16 protein-coding genes are annotated in these 18,971 nt (G+C 46.1%); all 16 read right to left on the bottom strand.

The window, feature by feature from the left end:
- Positions 1–1,062: 1,062 nt before the first annotated feature.
- The 16 genes from lysS to ABWW58_RS16975 all read right to left on the bottom strand — a co-directional run bounded on the left by lysS (position 1,063) and on the right by ABWW58_RS16975 (position 18,954).
- Entirely contained in the window at positions 1,063–2,553 is a 1,491-nt protein-coding gene (gene lysS / locus ABWW58_RS17050) for a lysine--tRNA ligase (RefSeq protein ID WP_353870246.1), read from the bottom strand.
- 490 nt (positions 2,554–3,043) lie between these two features.
- Positions 3,044–4,039, bottom strand: a complete 996-nt coding sequence (dusB, locus tag ABWW58_RS17045) for a tRNA dihydrouridine synthase DusB (protein WP_353870245.1) — start codon at positions 4,037–4,039, stop codon at positions 3,044–3,046.
- 19 nt (positions 4,040–4,058) lie between these two features.
- Positions 4,059–4,262 (bottom strand): helix-turn-helix domain-containing protein, encoded by a 204-nt coding sequence (locus ABWW58_RS17040; protein WP_353870244.1) that lies wholly within the window; start codon positions 4,260–4,262, stop codon positions 4,059–4,061.
- Entirely contained in the window at positions 4,214–5,095 is an 882-nt protein-coding gene (gene folK / locus ABWW58_RS17035; protein WP_353870243.1) for a 2-amino-4-hydroxy-6-hydroxymethyldihydropteridine diphosphokinase, read from the bottom strand. Before folK ends, ABWW58_RS17040 begins: the two co-directional genes overlap by 49 nt.
- Entirely contained in the window at positions 5,079–5,906 is an 828-nt protein-coding gene (folP, locus tag ABWW58_RS17030) for a dihydropteroate synthase (RefSeq protein WP_353870247.1), read from the bottom strand. The genes folK and folP overlap by 17 nt, the downstream gene beginning before the upstream one ends.
- 201 nt (positions 5,907–6,107) lie before the next feature.
- The gene (gene cysK, locus ABWW58_RS17025) at positions 6,108–7,031 is read right to left on the bottom strand and encodes a cysteine synthase A (RefSeq protein ID WP_353870242.1); all 924 of its coding nucleotides are present in this window, start codon (positions 7,029–7,031) and stop codon (positions 6,108–6,110) included.
- 180 nt (positions 7,032–7,211) lie between these two features.
- Positions 7,212–8,087 (bottom strand): Hsp33 family molecular chaperone HslO, encoded by an 876-nt coding sequence (gene hslO / locus ABWW58_RS17020; RefSeq protein ID WP_353870241.1) that lies wholly within the window; start codon positions 8,085–8,087, stop codon positions 7,212–7,214.
- 19 nt (positions 8,088–8,106) lie between these two features.
- The gene (locus ABWW58_RS17015) at positions 8,107–8,871 is read right to left on the bottom strand and encodes a type III pantothenate kinase (protein ID WP_353870240.1); all 765 of its coding nucleotides are present in this window, start codon (positions 8,869–8,871) and stop codon (positions 8,107–8,109) included.
- Positions 8,872–9,281: 410 nt separating this feature from the next.
- Positions 9,282–11,303, bottom strand: a complete 2,022-nt coding sequence (ftsH, locus tag ABWW58_RS17010; protein ID WP_353870239.1) for an ATP-dependent zinc metalloprotease FtsH — start codon at positions 11,301–11,303, stop codon at positions 9,282–9,284.
- 130 nt (positions 11,304–11,433) lie between these two features.
- On the bottom strand, positions 11,434–11,973 hold the full coding sequence (gene hpt / locus ABWW58_RS17005; protein ID WP_353870238.1) for a hypoxanthine phosphoribosyltransferase: 540 nt from the start codon (positions 11,971–11,973) through the stop codon (positions 11,434–11,436).
- Positions 11,970–13,403 (bottom strand): tRNA lysidine(34) synthetase TilS, encoded by a 1,434-nt coding sequence (gene tilS, locus ABWW58_RS17000; RefSeq protein ID WP_353870237.1) that lies wholly within the window; start codon positions 13,401–13,403, stop codon positions 11,970–11,972. Before tilS ends, hpt begins: the two co-directional genes overlap by 4 nt.
- 63 nt (positions 13,404–13,466) lie before the next feature.
- Positions 13,467–14,408 (bottom strand): serine/threonine protein kinase PrkT, encoded by a 942-nt coding sequence (gene prkT, locus ABWW58_RS16995; RefSeq protein ID WP_353870236.1) that lies wholly within the window; start codon positions 14,406–14,408, stop codon positions 13,467–13,469.
- Positions 14,392–15,132 (bottom strand): VWA domain-containing protein, encoded by a 741-nt coding sequence (locus ABWW58_RS16990; protein WP_353870235.1) that lies wholly within the window; start codon positions 15,130–15,132, stop codon positions 14,392–14,394. Before ABWW58_RS16990 ends, prkT begins: the two co-directional genes overlap by 17 nt.
- 180 nt (positions 15,133–15,312) lie before the next feature.
- Positions 15,313–17,790, bottom strand: coding sequence for a stage II sporulation protein E (spoIIE, locus tag ABWW58_RS16985; protein WP_353870234.1), 2,478 nt, complete (start codon positions 17,788–17,790; stop codon positions 15,313–15,315).
- A 293-nt stretch (positions 17,791–18,083) separates the two neighbouring features.
- The gene (locus ABWW58_RS16980) at positions 18,084–18,506 is read right to left on the bottom strand and encodes a S1 domain-containing RNA-binding protein (RefSeq protein ID WP_353870233.1); all 423 of its coding nucleotides are present in this window, start codon (positions 18,504–18,506) and stop codon (positions 18,084–18,086) included.
- 67 nt (positions 18,507–18,573) lie between these two features.
- Positions 18,574–18,954, bottom strand: a complete 381-nt coding sequence (locus ABWW58_RS16975) for an FtsB family cell division protein (protein WP_353870232.1) — start codon at positions 18,952–18,954, stop codon at positions 18,574–18,576.
- Positions 18,955–18,971 lie beyond the last annotated feature (17 nt).

Here is an 18,971-nt window from a genome sequence, read left to right as displayed (position 1 = left end):
CTCGATCGCTCTTGAAGCGACTTGACTATCTTACCAAGAAATTAATACCATGTCAACAACAAATTAACAATCAATTAATTTCTTAATAAATAATGTTTTCATAACCGCAAAAACGATCTTTCTTATTATACATAGGCTGAAACAATATGTCAACAACAAGTAACATCTTGTCCAGCAACATGAAAATATTATCAGCATTCGACACATTTGTCAACAAGAAATCTATAATCCGTAATGTACCTTTACATTTATTAAAATCAAGACAATCGTACTTTCTCCCTTTTACCACTCTCTAGATTCAAATCGCTTCGCTTAAGAAATAATAATTTTTAAATAACCGAAACAACGGATACCCATTCAAGCGGTACAAGACGTCTCAGCACCTTCAGATACTGAATGATTTACAAATTGATTTTAATCATTTTCTAAGCGAAAAATTCATCTTTAATCTTTCTAATTAACGAAATGGTTGAGACGAACGGCGCAGCAAATTCGTTACGACTTTGCTGCGTCGTTCGTTACGATTTTCCTTCGGTTCGATACGAGTTTGGGAATTCGCTACAACTTTCTGTGAGTTCGTTACGAATCTGAGAATTCGCTACTACTTTCTGTGAGTTCGTTACGAGTTTGAGCTCCTTCGTTACGATTTTCCTTCGGTTCGATACGAATCTCAGAATTCGTTATGATCTTGGATGCCTTCGTTACAACTTTAATGTCTTTCGTTACTTTTTCTCTCTTGGGTTGAACTTTCAGGGATTGAGTTCAACTTTTCACTCGTTAGGTTGAACTTTTGGTCTTCGGTTGAACTTTTCCTCTCTTCGGTCTAACTTTCCACGGGTTCGGTTTAACCTCAAACTCGGCTGCTGTTCTGATTTAGCAGGTGACCGCCTATCTGTAATTTTTTCATACAGGTTGTTGCGCTTCTCACGTCTACATTTCAGGGCATATGGCACGAAGGCAGTGCCCTACCTCATTAAGCGTGCCATGAATGTTTCAATAACACAAAAGACCTGCCTGCTCAATACTTACGAGCAGGCAGGTCTTTGCTGAATCCATTCAAATTCAATCTTTTTTTCTCATTTGCGGGAAGAGCAGTACATCACGAATCGATGCTGAATCGGTCAGGAGCATGATCAGGCGGTCGATACCGATGCCAAGCCCACCGGTAGGCGGCATGCCGTACTCCATCGCTTCCAGAAAATCTTCGTCAATAATTTGTGCCTCATCATTGCCGGCTTCGCGCTCGCGCATCTGGTCTTCAAAACGTTCTCGTTGATCGATCGGATCGTTCAATTCGCTAAATGCGTTAGCATGTTCTCTACCGACGATAAATAGTTCGAAGCGATCGCTGAATCGTGCATCGCTTGGATCCTTCTTAGCGAGCGGAGAGATCACGACCGGATGGCCGTATACAAAAGTCGGCTGAATAAGTGTTTCTTCAACTTTTTGTTCAAAAAATTCATTAACTACATGACCATATGTCATGTCGGCCTTTACAGAGATACCATTGTCGGCAGCCAGTTGTCGCGCTTCTTCATCGGTCATCTCCGGCCATAGATCGACTCCGGTCTGTTCTTTAATCGCGTCGACCATATGAACTCGGCGCCAGCGCGGCTTCAGTTCAACTTTTACATCACCGTAAGTAATCTCAGTTGTACCAAGCACTTTTTCAGCTACGGAGGAAATCAAGTTCTCGGTTAATTCCATCACGTCACGCAAGTCCTGATACGCTGTATAAAGTTCCATCATCGTAAATTCAGGATTGTGCTTCGTCGAGACACCTTCATTTCGATAAACACGACCGATTTCATAAACCTTTTCGAGGCCGCCGATAATTAATCGTTTCAGGTGCAGCTCAATCGCGATGCGCATGTAAAGGTCCATGTCCAACGCATTGTGATGCGTAATGAACGGGCGGGCGGCAGCACCGCCTGGTATCGAATGCATCGTCGGTGTCTCTACTTCAAGATAGCCTTGTCCATCCAGTTGATCGCGAATCGCTTTAATGATCTTGCTTCTTAGGATAAACGTTTCCTTAACATCAGGGTTTACAATAAGATCCAAATAGCGCTGACGATAGCGCTGCTCAACATCTTTTAACCCGTGAAATTTATCGGGTAACGGCCGCATGGCTTTTGAAAGTATGCTGAATTTGCTCACTTTAATCGACAATTCGCCTACATGGGTTTTAAAAACGGTTCCTTCAACACCAACAAAGTCGCCAATATCAATATGCTTAAAAATTTCATATTGATCTTCGCCCACAGCATCCTTGCGAATATACAGCTGGATTCTGCCGCTGAAATCCTGAATATCGGCAAAACCCGCTTTTCCTTTGCGTCTTTTCGCCATCAGTCGGCCGGCCATAACAACAGAAACTGCCTGTTCTTCGAGTTCTTCTGTTGTTGTGTCCGCATACAGAGAACGGATTTTCTTTGTATCATGCGTCCGATTATAACGTCCGCCAAAAGGATTCACACCTTGCTCAATCAAAACCTTCAGCTTCTCGCGCCTGGCTTGAAGCTGGTCGGTCAGATCCACTTCCTGACTCATTCTTCCTTCTACCTCCAGTCGTATCCCATAATGATTCAGAATTACATGCATTCACAGGATCGAGCTTTTGCTCAAAATAAGATGCAGTTCGAATACATCTGCAGTATTAAAAATTTCGGCTTCGCTGCATCCCTCGACAACAGCAGAGCCGCCGCCGCAACTACCCAGTGAGCCCCAGGATACGGCGCTTCACCGAACGACTACCTATATACTATAAACCGTAGAAATTTCAATAAATATATAGTATAAGAGGGTGTTCAAAAAGTCTGGGAAAAGGTGATGTTGACGTCATCACATCCTGTGAGAGTACCTCTGGCGCTCGAAACTGTGCTTCCTTGAGCTTCGACGTTCAGGACAAGCTAGTACAGGACGTGGCGATTTGCCTGACCTCGGCTCTTTTTGAACAGACCCTATAAATAAAACTGCCAGTAATACCCCGGCAGTTTGTTATCTAACCGAATTATAGAGAAATAAAAAAACACTGTCAACCTTAGATCGTAGTAGGTGCTAGATCGAATTCAAGCGCATCGCGAAATTCAACAAGTACTTGACGAAGATCAGCACCCGTCTCGCACTGATTAATTTTCTTGCGCACATCACTGCCTCCGCGCAGACCCTTCACGTACCATGCAGCATGCTTGCGCATTTCCAATGAGGCGATGTGCTCGCCTTTCAATTTTACCAATTGATCAAAGTGAATCAAACAGACATCCACTTTTTCTTTGGCAGTCGGTTCAGGCGGCAGCACCCCGCTGTCTAGATATTTAACTGTCTGGTACAGCATCCATGGATTTCCAAGCGCGGCGCGCCCGATCATGACACCGTCCACGCCCGTTTCCTCAATCATCCGTTTCGCATCCATCGGCGTCCGGACATCGCCGTTGCCGATAACAGGAATACCAACGGATTCTTTTACCTGACGGATAATGTCCCAGTCCGCATTTCCTTCATACATTTGCACACGCGTACGGCCATGAACCGCGACTGCACTCCCGCCCGCACGTTCGACCGCCTGCGCATTACGTACAGCATAGATGTGGTCATCATCCCAGCCTTTACGCATCTTGACAGTCACCGGCTTATCAACTGCGTCAACCACCGCTGCTACCATCTCATAGATTTTATCGGGATCGAGCAGCCATCTTGATCCGGCATCGCATTTGGTGACTTTCGGTACCGGACAGCCCATATTTATGTCAATAATATCCGCATTTGTATTCTTATCTACATATTTTGCCGCTTGAACAAGCGTTTCTTTTGAACCGCCAAAAATTTGCAAACTGAGCGGCTTTTCACGATCATCAATATACAGCATATCCAGAGTCCTCTGATTGTGGTGAATAATCCCGCGGTCGGCAACCATTTCGGCACACACCAGCCCCGCGCCGAATCGTTTTGCAATCAAGCGGAATGCGGAGTTGCAGACGCCTGCCATCGGAGCGAGTACCACTCGATTATTCGTCTCAATCGGACCAATTTTCAGCATCAAACCATCCTTTCTTCGCTTATAGTTCCTTCATTTCTTGAAGAGATATGGACAGCTTATCGCAAATTCTCCTAACAAGCTCTGTTTCGGGTTCGCGGCTCTCTCTTTCAATTTCCCCTAAAAAAGTGAGGGAAATACCTAGTTCCTTGGCAAGTTCCGCTTGCGTATAGCCCTTCAGTTTTCGAAAAGCCCGAATTTTCCTTCCCCATTGTTCTTTTTCCATAATCGTACTTCCTCTTCTCCTTTGAGATTTTGCCACAAGTCCATAACTGAACGGTTGATTCCCGGAACAACCAAATGAGGTGCGATCTCAGCAAACGGTTTGAGGACAAAAGCACGACGCGTGATTTCAGGATGGGGCAGCGACAGCTCTTCAGATTGCGTAATCGTTTGGCCACAGACCAAGAGATCAAGATCAATTGTTCTTGGCCCCCAGTGCACATCCCTTACTCGTTCCAGATCTGTCTCTATTTTGTGGACGTACCGCAAAAGCGCAAGGGAAGGGAGCAACGTTTCAATTTGCACGATCATATTTAAAAAGTCGTTCTGCTCGACAGGACCATAGGGTTCGGTCTCGTATATGGACGAGCAGCGTACGACCTGTACTCTTGGTTCTGCCTGCAGCGCCTCAATCGCGTGGTTCAGGAAGCCGGCACGATCGCCTATGTTCGATCCAAGACCGATGTAGGCAACGGTTCGGTTACGTTCAATCTTGACTGATACTGAATCATAATGACCGGCAATCGGCGGGTTAGGCTTGATCACTTTAACACGGCAGCTTTCAACCTTTGAAAACTTGAGCAGAATCGTTTCAGCGATCTTTTCCGCAACAGCTTCAATTAACTTGCATGCACGGCCTTCAACGATTTCTTTCACCTGCTTATAAATTTCCGCATAGTTAACGGTTTGTTCCAGCTGATCGGTTGTTCCCGCCTGATAAAGATCACAATTTAATGTGACATCCACATCAAAACGCTGACCTATTCGTTGTTCTTCAGGGAGTGCACCATGATACCCGTAAAATTGCATTCGATTCAAATTAATTGTATCTGTCACTATGGTCCTCCTGCAGCATTGTATCCATCATCTTCGCCATTTGAGCGATTTGAGGCACATCATGGACGCGCATGATTTGGTATCCCTTGGCAATACCGAGGCATACAGTCGCCCCTGTACCCTCAACGCGCTTATCCACCGTAACATTCAGGGTTTTCCCAATAAACCCTTTTCGCGAGGTGCCCAGCAGGAGCGGATAGCCGAGTTCATGAAAGTCCTCAAGGTGATTCATGACAAACAAATTCTGACGGTAATCTTTCGCGAACCCGATACCGGGGTCGAGGATGATTTTCTCAGGTGCAACACCTGCTTCCCGCGCAAGCTCAATACTCTCTCGAAGATCGCTCTTCATATCTGCAATAATATCTTGATATCGATTGTTATCACGATTATGCATGAGAACGATTGGTGCCTGATACTCCGCGGCGACTCTCGCCATATCGGGATCCGCCTTCGCACCCCAAACATCGTTAATAATATCAGCTCCAGCTTCAAGCGCACGACGAGCTGTCTCCGCCTTATAAGTATCAACTGAGATCGGTATGCTTGTCTGTGCACGAATCGCCTGAATCATCGGTATGACTCGTGCGATTTCTTGCTTCATGTCCACCGGCGTATGCCCCGGACGTGTTGATTCTCCGCCAATATCAATAATGTCGGCTCCGTCACGCTCCATTTGCAATGCATGCGTCACAGCCTGATCCAGATGGTTGAATTGTCCTCCGTCGGAAAAAGAGTCCGGTGTTACATTCAAAATACCCATAATCACTGTTTTTTTTCGATAATCCAGCGTTCTGCCCCTTACATTCATCAGATGAAAAGGAGAAAGTTGAAAGTTGCCCACAGGTGTCTGATCCTCCCGAATATCATTCACAGTTTAATAAAAATAGTATAACACAGATGACCGCCATAGCTTTGCCTAGAGCTTTATAAAACACAGATATACCAAGCGCAACAAAAAAAGGCCTGACTATAATTCAGACCTTTTCCAAGTAATTATCTTTAAATTCGCTTATTCCTCAACTTGATACAACGGAGTGCTCAAATAGCGTTCGCCGTTATCCGGGACGATCACAACAACTTTTTTTCCTTTGCCAAGCTTTTTAGCAACCTGAACACCGCCATAAATTGCCGCACCGCCTGAAATGCCGGCAAGCACGCCTTCCTTTTTACCTGCAAGGCGCGCATACTCAAACGCCTGTTCATTAGCAACATCAATGACTTCGTCGTAGATTTCGGTATCCAATGTATCCGGAATAAATCCTGTACCAATCCCTTGGATCTTATGTGGACCGCCTTTTCCGCCGTTAAGCACCGGTGAGTCCTTCGGTTCAACCGCGTAGACGCGAATGTCCTTAAATTTCTCTTTCAATGCTTTGCCGCTTCCGCTCAATGTACCACCGGTTCCGACTCCGGCAACAAAAGCGTCCAGCGAATCAAATGCTGCGGCGATTTCTTTACCGGTCGTTTCATAATGTACCTGCGGATTTGCCGGGTTTTGAAATTGCTGCGGCAAGAAGTAGCCTTTTTCTTTCGCCAATTCCTGGGCTTTAGCAATTGACCCTTTAATCGCCTGGGCTCCCGGAGTCAGAATAACTTCCGCGCCGTATGCTTTAAACAATTTGCGCCTCTCGATGCTCATCGTTTCCGGCATAACCAAAATTGCCTTATAACCTTTTACAGCAGCGACGAGTGCCAAACCAATCCCCGTGTTTCCGCTCGTTGGTTCGATGATTGTATCATTAGGCTTCAGCTTGCCTTCTTTTTCAGCCGTTTCGATCATCGCCAGGGCAATCCGATCCTTCACGCTGCTGCCCGGATTAAAATATTCAAGCTTCGCATAAAGTTCCGCGTCATTCTCACCTGTCAAATGATTTAAACGAACGATCGGCGTATTTCCAATCAATTCAGTAACCGAATTTGCAACAGTCATCATTCATCCCCCTTTAAATCCTCAGTAATCATGTGCGATTTATATACTATATTATCAGTGAACGATCGTGCCGTCAAATAGTTTACGATCATGCGTCATATGCTTAATTACCTATACGGCAGGGTTCAACTAGTTATGCGACAAAAGATAAAAGAGGAGCTTGCTCATGGGCAAACTCCTGGACTATTTCTTCGAAATCAGTACCCTTAAATCGTCCGCAGTGAATTGATACTTTGTTTCACAGAATTGGCACGTCACTTCGGCGCCGCCGTCTTCATCAATCATTGCTTGAATTTCTTTTGCTCCTAAACCCTTAATGGAAATTCCGAATTTTTCTTTAGAGCATCCACAGTGAAAGTGCACGGGATGTTGTTGTAAAATCCTGTAGTTTCCATCTGAAAACAAGTCATCCAACAACTGTTTCGGAGAATGCCCCGCATCAATCAATTTAGAAATTGGCGGAATTGTTTTCAGCCTTTCTTCCAACTTTTCAATGACAGCATCTTCTGCCCCGGGAAGCACTTGAATGATAAAGCCCCCTGCGGCCTTCACCGATTGATCCGGATTAACCAGGACACCTACACCGACGGCAGACGGTACCTGCTCGGACCGCGCAAAATAATACGTAAAATCCTCACCTAATTCACCTGAGACGATAGGCACTCTTCCGGTGAAATTTTCCCTAAGTCCCAGGTCCTTGACGACACTGAGAAAACCGGTATTTCCGACAGCTCGCGCCACATCCAATTTCCCATGCGCATTCAATTCAAAATGAACTTCAGGATTCGTCACATACCCACGCACTTGACCTTCGGTATCCGCGTCAGAAACAATTGCCCCGATCGGTCCGCCGCCCTGAACGGTGACCGTAATTTTTTCATCGCCTTTTTCTTGGGCGGCCATCATCATCGTCGCAGTCATTGTCCGGCCAAGCGCAGCAGTTGCTGTCGGCCATGTTTTATGGCGCGACTGAGCCTCTTTGATCGTTTCAGTTGTCACTGATGTGATAACCCTAAGGCTGTCGCCGTATGCCAATGCTTTTATAAAATAGTCGCTCATACCGATCATTCCTTTCTTTTTACAAATTACGCTGATAAATAAGAAAGAGTCCCTTGAGTGTAAGTAAAGGATCCACATGATCAATGACATCAGTCTCATGTGAAATCAGCGAACAAAGCCCGCCTGTCGCAACCACTACCGGTTCCGAGGAAGCCTGCTTCTTCATACGGGAAACAATTCCTTCCACCTGCCCGACATAGCCGAAAAGCACCCCGGACTGCATCGCGTGGACCGTGTTCCGCCCGACAATATGCGGCGGCTTCACAATCTCAATTCTCGGGAGCTTTGAAGCCCTTTCATAAAGTGCTTCAGTCGCAATATCAAGCCCTGGTGCAATCGCTCCGCCAACATAGCCTTTTTGCTCATCAATATAGGAATACGTTGTCGCTGTACCAAAGTCAATAACAATGATCGGCGCCTGATAATCATTTACTGCGGCAACCGCATTTACAATCAAGTCTGCACCAAGCTCTCTTGGATTATCATATTTCAGATTAAGTCCGGTCTTGATACCAGGACCAACCACGATCGGCTTCAAATGAAAGTATTTCTCGCATAGCCGTTCAAGCGCAAACATAATCGACGGAACCACAGACGAAATCACCACACCGCTGAAGTCTGTAAAGGAGAGATTGCTATATGCAAAAAGATTGTTGATCAGCATGCCGAACTCATCCTCTGTTTTTTCCCGATCCGTCGAAATGCGCCAATGATTGGTCAAAATTTCGCCATCATAAGTACCAAGAACAATGTGGGTATTCCCAACATCACAAACAAAGATCATTTTATTCCCTCCAGTTTGTTCAATCGGTCGCTCATCTGAGCATGGCATAACGTTTTACTAAGACAACTTGCCATGCCAAGTAATCCTTCCACCGGATATTCGCACAACCTCATACAGTAAAAAAACCAGGCAAGCCTTACTTCTGCAGGATGCAGCTTTACTCATCAACCTTGCGCTTGAACACCCCTTCAGCCGCTCGCTTGCCGCAGGCGATCCGGGAGCCTCCTCGAACAGACGGTCATCTAGCGGGGGCTTCTCCCCTGGATCGCGATCAACAGAGGTTCTCCAGCAAACGTCGCGCGCGTTCGCGTCTCTAACGAACTTATTACTTTCTGATCCTTACAAAAAAAGGAGGCACTCCTAATATGGAGAGGCCTCCTCTTTTTGTAAATGGTGAATCAGTCATGCAATCAAAGCTTATGTTCGTCATCCTTATTTGCATCCGATGGCTTTGGTGCCTCAACAGTTGGTTGAACTGAATCCTCATCTTTTGAATGGATCGTCACTTTAACCTCAGTATCCGATCCGGATGCCGGTTCACTTGGCGCAACTGCAGACGCTTCTTCCTTGTCATCATTTTCAGAAGCGTAGCGGCTCTTGCTTGGTTCGATATATTCGCCTTTTTCATAAAGTGATTTGATCTGCTCTTCTTCCAATGTTTCCACTTTGAGCAATGTCTGGGCGATCAGTTCTAGTTTATCTTTATGTTCGGTAAGCAGCTTTTTGCATCGATCGTATTCAGCTTTCACAATACGCTGCACTTCTTGATCAATTTCAAACGCGATTGCATCACTGTAGTTCTGTTCGTTCTGAATATCGCGTCCCAAGAAGACTTGGCCGCTGTCGTTATTGCCGAATTGCATCGGACCAAGCTTTTCGCTCATTCCAAATTCGGTTACCATGCGACGTGCCAAGCCCGTAACGCGCTGCAGGTCATTGCTCGCCCCAGTTGAGATTTCTCCAAATGTGATTTCTTCAGCAACTCGGCCGCCGAGCAACCCGCAAATTTTCTCAAGAAGCTCAGGTTTGGTCATGAAATAGCGGTCTTCTTTCGGCAATGAGACGGTATAGCCGCCTGCCTGACCACGAGGAATGACCGTAACTTTATGCACTTCATCGGCACCTTCAAGTGCAAGGCCAATAATGGTATGACCCGACTCATGGTATGCGACAATGTTTTGTTCCTTCTTTGAAACAACCCGTGATTTCTTGGCGACACCGGCGATTACACGTTCAACCGCCTCATCAATATCTTCCATGTTAATTACTTTTTTATTGGCTCTCGCAGCGACAAGAGCCGCTTCATTGAGCAGGTTCTCCAAATCCGCTCCGGAAAATCCGGGAGTCAGTTTGGCTACAGTCTTTAGGTCAATCTCTTTTGCGAGCGGCTTATTGCGCGCGTGAACGCGCAACACAGCCTCACGCCCGATAAGGTCAGGACGGTTGACCGGAATTTGGCGGTCAAAGCGTCCCGGACGGAGGAGCGCCGGGTCAAGGATGTCCGGACGGTTGGTTGCGGCAATAATGATGATTCCTTCATTTGCGCCGAACCCATCCATTTCAACCAGCAACTGGTTCAACGTCTGTTCACGTTCATCATGACCACCGCCGAGTCCGGCACCACGCTGACGTCCTACTGCATCAATTTCATCAATAAAGATAATACATGGCGAATTCTTCTTGGCCTGATCAAACAGATCGCGGACACGAGATGCGCCGACACCAACAAACATCTCTACAAAATCCGATCCGCTTATTGAGAAGAACGGTACGCCTGCCTCACCGGCAACCGCGCGCGCAAGCAATGTTTTACCTGTACCCGGAGGTCCCTCAAGTAACACACCTTTTGGAATTCGCGCGCCAAGCGCAACAAACTTTCTCGGATCCTTTAGGAAATCAACAATTTCCACCAGTTCCTGCTTCTCTTCATCTGCCCCTGCTACATCTTTAAACGTAACTTTCTTTTTATCCTCAGAATACAGCTTGGCTTTGCTTTTGCCGAAGTTCATCACACGGCCGCCGCCACCTTGAGCCTGATTCAAAAGGAAAAAGATTAGGAAGAAAATAATCGCAAACGGAATCAATGATGTGACGAATGTAATCCATCCGCTTGTCCGTTCCGCCGGTTTCACATCCAAATTCGATTGCTTTGCTAGATCAGTGACCTGATTTACCGCTTTGTCACTCGCAGGCAAATACGCTTTAAATGTCGTATTTTTGTCAGCGCTCTTTAAATGTCCTGTCGCCGCATAGACACTGCCTTCAGGTTGTAAGGTCAGCTGATCTACATTGCCTTCAGTTAAATTGGATTGAAAAGTACTGTAAGTCATCGGTTTTACAGTCCGGTTTGTTTCCGTCAGCCAGCTGACGATACCAATGATGACTACAGCAATAAATAAATATATGATAATATTCTTGAAAAGTCGATTCATGCCTTACCTCCTCCCGCTCTAAAAACAGATCATATTTTATAGTACCACATACGATTGTTGCCGCTCAACCAATTGCATTTCCGTAGATAATTGGATTAAATAGGACGAATGTCTCCCACCAATCGCGCTCTTATGCCTCGTATATTTCAGGTTTCAAGACACCGATAAACGGAAGATTGCGGTATTTCTCCGCATAGTCAAGACCATAACCGATGAGAAACGCATCGGGCACGGTAAATCCGGATAAGTCAGGCGCAATATCCGATTTTCTTCCTGATGGTTTATCGAGCAGCGTCACAATCTTGATTGATTTTGCTTTTCTGGTCTTAAACAATTCGACCAAATAACTCAGGGTCAGTCCGCTGTCAATAATATCCTCAATTATCAGAATGTCTCTGTTCTCCACTGAAGTGTCCAGATCCTTGAGAATTTTCACTTCTCCTGAAGACACAGTGGAGTTCCCATAGCTGGACACATCCATAAAGTCAATTTCAATCGGAACTGTGATTGTTTTAATCAAATCCGCCATAAAGGGCAGCGCGCCTTTCAGAACACCGATAACCAGCGGAAAGGAATCTGCGTATTCGTTCGAAAGCAATGCGCCGAATTCATGCACCTTATTTTGGATCTCTTCTTCGGTAATTAATATTTCCTTAACATCTTCCTTCATGCCTGTGTCCTCCCAAAACCAGCAAACGGTATAAACTTAAGCTTCAAATAATTTTTTTCCTGTGAAGTTTGGGGTGACGGAAGTGTCATCGCCCGCTTCAGCATCGGCAGCCACAGCACATTGTCTTTCGCGTCCGTAACCATCGGCCAGATCAGTCTTTGATTACGGTCAACCTTCTCGTTAATAAATATACGCTGAATCTTTTGTGACCCTGCCATTCCATTAGGACTCATTCGATCGCCATTGCGGAACGTTCGGACAAAAAGCGGCAGTGAAACAGCCGCATCATCAAAGATGAAACAATCCCGTCCCAGTTCGTTCGATAAATGATCCGCTTTCACATAGTCAGCTTCAAAATATCCGGACGGGAATTCGGTTTGTCCGGGAATTGCAATCTTTATTTTTTCATTCATCCCACCGAAATTCGGCATAAACCCGATCCAGCAGCGATCATATGATTTTCTTGCTGTAAGCCCCATTGGGAAAAACGCAGCCCCTGAGGAACGATTGGAGCGCAACAACTGCAATAATTGTTCAATATGTATCGGTTGATGTGATGGCTGTAGCTGTTGACTTGTGTAGAGATAACATAATAGTAGATGAATTGTCCGTCTTTGTAAAGCGGGATGAATGCCAATCAACTTAGGGATTGAAAGCGCATATCTTGTTTTTTCTTTTTCCAGTGTTACCGTTTCCAGCTGCTGCTCGGCCATTTGTCCGAGCAGCGATTCATCTTCGGCGATGCGTTCACTCTCATATTGGAATTTGAGATGCACGGAAGGATTTTCTTTTTTTAAAAACGGAAGCACATATTTACGAAAACGATTTCGCGTGTGCGCATCTGAATCATTCGTTTCATCCTGTCGCGGCACAATGCCATTTTGTGCGCAATACCGTTCCAAATCTTTTTTCGTTTGCGAAAGAAACGGTCGAATAATTTCCTTACTGCCGAAAGCTCGTCGAACGGGGATTCCTGCTCTTCCCAACCCAACTGTTCCACGGACCTGCCGCATCAACATGGTTTCGATTTGATCGTCACCATGATGGGCCAATACAAGGGCATCGGCATTCGTCGCTTTCATTGTCTCCGCGAAAGCCTGATAGCGCAGCGCGCGGGCCGCTGTTTCAATACTGATCTTTTTTTCACGACTCCATGAGCGCGCGTCCACTGTTTTCCCAATAAAAAGGATATCCCGATCGGCACAAAATGATGCAACATAGTTTAAATCCTCGGTGCTGTCCATGCCCCTCAGTCGGTGATCCACGGAGCAAACGGCAAGCTCGAGCATCCACTCTTTCTGTTTCATATAGAAAAAATGGAGAAGCGCCATCGAATCGGCGCCGCCACTGACGCCTAGTACAAGTTTGGAGTTGGGACGGATCAAGTGATGGCTGTCGATAAATTGTGTCACTTGTTCGTTAAATGTCATCGCAGATTTCTCCTTATATTGAAACAGGTCACCCTATAATGTATGTCCACAATACTCCAAAAATCACATCACGTAAATAATGACAAAAAGAATATAAGCAGATATCACAACGGACGCAGCCATCCAGGCCGATTTCCAGGTTTCGCGATTGCTCGCGGGTTGCCTTCTTTGACTGTGTCTAACTTTTGCGACATGTGGTTCGTTTTGCTGGTTCGCCATAATGTCATGAAGAAGCTCTCGGCGCATTTGATCTGCAGTTGTATAGCTGCCATTCAGCGCATTCATCATTATTCTACGAAAAGGAACGAGCCTTGGTTGCGTCTTCACGAGCTGTCGCAACTGTAGTTGCGGCGTGCTCAGCCTTTCCATTCGTTTACCCGTTGCGGCATAAACTAAGATCATCACGCAAGCAAAAAGATCATAGCTAGGTTCTGCACGCCTGCTGCCTAATCCCCAGTACCCGCGATCATAAAATTCTGTATATTCTCTCACCGATCGTCCGATTCGCGTCGCCCCACCAAAATCAAGACATCGAATCGAATGGCCCGGGTGCATTAAGATCAAATTTTCCGGCTTAAGATCACCGAAAATATAACCTGTCTCATGCAACTGCTGCAGCTGCTTTAACAGCTGAAGCATATAGACAAGCGCCCAATCAAATGGTTTTCGCTTCAGCGCTTCAGATAATGATACGCCGTCCAAATATTCCATGGCACAAAAGCCAATGGTTCTGCCCCCTATTAACCAGTCGTCACTATCATATAAAGAAGGCCCCAAAGGATCCCCTTGGAGCTTTTCAAACTGTTTCAATACATTGACCTCCGAGATCAATGATGCACGATCCTTCGCCAGTTTTATCGCAATCGAACGCGCACCGTCCCGAGCCAGGTACACTGTGCCTTGCGCGCCGCTCCCTAGCCATTTAACCAATTGATAACGGTTTCGATGCCATTTTCCAACAACCACTGTTCCCGGTGCGAAGCGCAAATTATCTTGGCCCGTCATCATAAGCCTCATCACCATCATCATAAAACCCGCGTTTTCTTGATACGGAATCAAAACCTCTTACTGCTTCTTTAATAGCGGGACCCGTCGGTGTAATACCATGTGAACTGATTTTGTCGAACGTGCGTTCAATGCTGTCTAATTGCGGTGTCCACGAAATGACCTTCTGCACTGATTTCCTTTTCCCGGGAAATAAGTAGAGACAGAATTGATTTTCACCCATGCGTGCAGATAAGCTTAAGGACAGATCCTTCAGCGCATCCCTCACAGTTGGCAGCTTATTTTTCATGCTGGCACTTGTGTCGACAAGAATACATACGTGAAGGTCTGCGGTTTCTCCAACTTCATCAACAACTTCCATGACCTTGCCGCGTTTTTCTGGAGGCAGATCCTCTACCGATTCCCCATCGCCTAGAATATCCTGAAGCTGTCGATTAATCACACCTTTAATCGTCTGGGTCATCGCCTGCTTGGTCACCATTTGCACGGTTTGCGCCAGTTGCTTGGTTTGCACAATCTGACTGATTCCGCCGCCAGCTTGAGCAATTCCTTCCACTTCCTGAAGACCATGCCCGTCTTCGGAATCATACTGATCCAGCACGCCAATAACATTGACTGTAATCCCTTGTTCTCGGGCAAGTGCCGCCATCGCTATCGGATCTTCGCCTTCATTTGAACATCCATCCGTAATTAATAAAATTTGCTTTAACGTGCCTTTTTTCATCGCGCCTTTCAACTCCTCCCTGAATCTAGCATTATGATGGACAGGAAAAGTAGTTTCTATACCCGCCAGATTCAGAAAAACACACAGATGTGTCTGGAGTTTACGCAGTACAGGCACCACAAATCTAGTGACCTGCCATTCACTAAGATTAGTGAAGAACTATTCCCTATAGTCAATCAATTATTCAGCGCGACTAAATTGCCTCTCACTTCGATCTGTCGAAAAAGCAGACCACTCCGGAATATGATGACTGATTCGAGCGGCGATGACCGTCATATCGTCATCGATGCAGCCATCCCCCACCCGAATCACCTCTTCAAGCAACAAGTCGGCAATTTCTTGAGGATTATTTGTCTGCAGTTCTTTTATTTTTCGTTTCACCCATGCCTCCTTATTCTCAATATGCTTCGGTGCGTCAAAAATTCCGTCACTCATCATGATGAGCAAGTCACCCGACTTTAATTGTTCCGTCTTTACATCCACGTCGAAGTCTCGGATCATTCCAATGGGCAAGTTCTCCGCATCCAACATGAAAACCCGTCCGCCACGCTTGACAAAGCTTGGATTTGATCCTATTTTTAGAAACTTTGATGTCGCATTTTGCAAATCAATCAGTGCTAAATCCAAGGTCGCATAGATTTCTTCAGTGGAGCGAAGTGACAGAATTGAGTTGATGGACTTGATGGCCAGCGTCTCATGAATACCGGATTTCAGTACTTTTTTCAGCAGCTGCAACGTATCTTTACTCTCCATATCCGCACGCTCACCATGACCCATCCCATCGCTAATCGCCATCACATATTTTTTTGAACCGATTTCAAAAAGTGAGTAATTGTCACCCGAGATACTTCCTCCGCCCCTCGCCGCTGTTGCAACACCGGTTTCAAGATCAAAGGCTCTTGCTGAAATAAAGACGACCCGACTCGGGCCTCCGGGAAGGTCAGATGCCTGTTTCTTCTCAACAACAATGCTCTCGCCAAGAATGTCGGAGAGTAATGGGGCAATAACCTTCTCACAAGCGCCGTAATTATCGGTCGGCAAAACGGCCTCAATATCAATCGCCCCTGATTCAAGATTATAAATTTCAATACTCTCTACACGAAGTCCGACCCCGTTCAATTTGGACAGGATCATCTCCTCCTGCCACTCATGCAAGCCGCGCTCGCGCTTCATTTCACTGGCAAAGTCACCCATAACCTGGGAAACACCCTTAAGCTGATCTGCGACGAGTCGACGGCTTTCTTTAACATTTCGTCTCATTTTCTCCTGTAATTCCGCTAGACTCTGCTCTCGGCGAATGACGTCGAGTGTGCGATCCGCTTTTGAGCACTGGTCACGCCACATTCGGTGGAGCCGTCCGTCATCTGCCCGATTCCCGCGGCGAGATTCGTCACGCAGCTCAAGCATTAAACGCTGCGTCTGCTCAAAGTTTTTTACCCAGCAAAACTCTTTTTTGAAGCAGTTCTGGCATGTTTTCGCAGTGACTTTGCTTAGAAACAGCTCATCATCCGGCGTCTCTTCCTCCACCGGCGGATAGAAGCTTTTCGCAAGCGTTTGGAAAAGTCCTGAAAACTGTTCCACCCTGCCGACTGTCACATCCCGCAGCTTACGGACATATTGCTGCTGCTCTGCCTGATATTCGCGCGTACCGGGAATAAAGGAAGCCATTTGTCTAATTAAACTTTTCGGAGTTAATAGAAACAACACGAGCGCCGCCACTGAATCGATAACCTCGTTTCCAAGTCCCGCGTAACCGCCTCCATAGACGCCAATGAGCAAGGTGGAAATGAGCAAACCGGCTGAGACGCCTAGTTTTCCGGCCTCCTTCAGCAAACCTCCCAGTACCCCTGAGAAGGCGAGCAGGCTCATTTGATAGAGACTGGACACACTGGCCATGCCCAAAATCAAGCCGATCACCACACCCACAGTTGAACCAATCGCGGCACCGCCGGCATATGCAAACAGAAGCACGGCATAGCGGGCAAGCACATGATCGACAGACACATCGTAAATATGCCATCCAATTGTTCCGGCGATTACCGACGAGATCAGAATGACAAAACAAATGATCTCCTCATTGCGAAAAAGTTTATGATTGACACGCGTCGACATGAGCGGCACGCTCTGCATGAAGATCAGCGTCACCAATGCGGCCAGCGAAGCTTCAGCGCCTGCCGTCAGCACATCTGTCCATACGAGTGTTAATGAGAATGCCGCCTGACACAAGAGCCGAACCAAAAGTCCGGCAATTAATACAAGCGCCGGCAGCCACCGTTCTTCATGCACTCGGTGAAATGCACGCATGATTCGCTGTCCTGCCAAAAAAACGAGCAAGGCTAACAATGCGTAAAAGGCTTGTCCCACAGAAAGCGTCAGACCTCCCGCCAATACTGCTAGTGAATCTGCCCATCTCCGCTTACGCTTCATCCAGAATACAGTTGCAAAATAAGGCAAAATAAACGGAGTCAGGCTTGTAATGAGCACCGCTCGACCAAGTAAGAAACCGGCTAGCAAGAAAAAAAGATCCGTTCGGAACAGTACGCCTAGCAGAAATGTCTGAAAGGAATGACCTGGTTGCGATCCGGCCTGAATCGTTCGATCTTTATGCACATAAGGATCAATAGTGCCCGCAGCAACACTACCAAATTTTTGAATCATATCGCTCGCCGCCTTTTAACTTATGATTGTATGATCCATTAAAGCATAGTAGACGTTCATAATTTGTCAGAATTGCGAGCTTGTATTCAAAAAAACTTCGACGGCTTTCTTAATGTTCATCCAAAAATGACATTCGAACGTGCAGGCTGTCGATTAAAGGCCCGAATGATCAAGGAGCACACATACCTAAATCTGCTAGAAGCTCTATTCGTTCTAAACGCAGAAAAAACACCCAAGCTCTTCAGCCTGAGTGTTTGTTTTGATCTATATATGGAAACTTTCGGAAGCCGCATTTACCCTCTTCTTGCACCGCGTCCCCCACGTTTGGATTCTGTCTGGCGCTTAATTGTCGAAAGACGATCCTCACTATCTTTCAGATATTGGGAAATTTTGTCCTCAAAACTCGGTGCGCGTGTTGTAAATCTTTTTCCTCCACCGTGCCTTGGACCTCTCGACGATGACGACGGCGCGACCTTCGGTTTATCGACAGCTTTACGGATGGACAGACCGATCTTTCCATCAGGAGCGACCTGCAACACTTTAACCGTAACTTCATCACCAACTGACAAAACATCGTGAATATCTTTCACGTATCGATCCGCTACCTCACTGATATGAACCAGCCCTGTTTTCCCGTCGGGTAAATCAACGAAGGCTCCGAAATTCGTAATTCCTGAAACTTTACCCTTCAGCTTGCTGCCTGCTTCAATTGACATAAAAAAAAGCTTCCTCCTAAATTAGTATCACTAATTATATTATTATACATAGCAAAAAAAGTGCCTGTCAATCCTTGTCGTGATTGGGTTTTGAAAAAATAATTTCGCCTTTATTTGATAAAAGGTAATCGCGTCTGGCAATCTCTCCAATATATTTCTTATCATGAAGCAGTTTAATACGCTTCTTCAGTTGAACTGCTTGAAGCTTCGATTGATCCAACTGCTTTGCAAGACCTGCTTTTGTTTGCAGGACTCGATTAAGTTGATGAGATTGCGAAATCAGAGAGGAAACCATGAATGTGCAGACCAAGGCGAAGACAGCGAAGAAAGCGACTAGGCGCCGAATTAATCCCTTACGCCGTTTTCGTTTTCTCTTTTCATTCATCTCATGCGATTGCAAATAGTTCGTCTGCAACCGAGTGACTCGCTCCGCACCGGCACTTCCCATACGTTCGTTCCCCTCCG

It is taken from the genome of Sporolactobacillus caesalpiniae (genome assembly GCF_040513385.1).
In the GTDB taxonomy this organism is placed as follows: domain Bacteria; phylum Bacillota; class Bacilli; order Bacillales; family Sporolactobacillaceae; genus Sporolactobacillus.
This window is presented reverse-complemented; position numbering and strand designations above follow the sequence as displayed.